The organism is Olsenella phocaeensis (assembly GCF_900120385.1).
GTDB classification, from domain to species: Bacteria; Actinomycetota; Coriobacteriia; order Coriobacteriales; family Atopobiaceae; genus Olsenella_I; species Olsenella_I phocaeensis.
In genome coordinates this window covers 1-977 of sequence record NZ_LT635515.1, presented here as the reverse complement: position 1 = coordinate 977, position 977 = coordinate 1, and the positions used below count along the sequence as shown (strand labels likewise).

The 977-nt window shown below is 71.6% G+C and carries 1 protein-coding gene; it reads left to right on the top strand.

Going from position 1 to position 977, the window contains the following annotated elements:
• A partial coding sequence (locus BQ7388_RS10605) for a class I SAM-dependent RNA methyltransferase (RefSeq protein WP_072500637.1) occupies window positions 1-977 on the top strand: 977 nt, incomplete at both ends.

The following is a 977-nucleotide window of genomic DNA, read 5'->3' as shown; positions in this document are numbered from 1 at the left end:
CCCCCTCGTCCCGGTCTGCGGCGGCTGTCCCTGGGCGGGGCTCTCCGAGGGCGCCCAGCTGGAGCAGAAGCGCTCCAGCGCGGTGGACGCGCTGGTGAGGATCGGCCACATGGACCCCGCTCGGGCTGAGTCGCTGGTCGCGCCCTGCGAGTCCCCCGGCGAGCGCTGGGGGTACCGCAACAAGGTCGAGCTCGCCTTCGAGCGTCACGGACGGCGCAGCCTGATCGGCATGCATGACAGGTCCGGGACGGGTGTGGTCAAGGTCGACTCCTGCCCCCTCCTCGACGCCCGCCACTCCAAGCTCACCAAGTCCGTCGCCGGCGCGCTGAGCTACCTCTCCCACTCCCACGGGCTCGACATCGACCGTGTGGGCATCAGGGCCTCCCGCCGCACGCGCGAGGTCGAGATTGCCCTGTGGACCGAGCCCGGCCCCTTCCCCCGGGCGCAAGTCGCGAAGGTGTTGCAGGAGGCGACAAGGGCGAGCTCAGTCGTGCGCGTGCTCACCAAGGGTCCCAAGAAGGCCCGGCGCGTGACGGGCGTGGAGCGGCTCTCGGGCGCGGGCTGCTGGGGCGAGCAGGTCGCGGGTGGGACAATGCTCCTCTCCGCCCCCTCCTTCTTCCAGGTCAACACCAAGGGCGCCGAGCGACTGGTCGAACTCGTGATGGAGGGGCTCGACCCAGACGAGGGCGACGTCGCCATGGACCTCTACTGCGGGGCGGGCACCTTCACCCTGCCCCTGGCGCGACGCGTCTCATGGGTGGACGCCGTCGAGTCATACGGACCCGCCGTCCGCGACCTCAGGCGCAACCTCGAGCGAGCGGGGCTCGACAACGTCGACGCCGTGGGTGGGGACGCAGGGCGCGAGTTCCCGGACTCCGATGCGGACGTGATCGTGGTGGACCCGCCGAGGGCAGGGCTTGCCGAGGACGTGGTGGAACGGCCCAGCGGGCAGCCGGCGCGCGCCATCGCCTACGTCT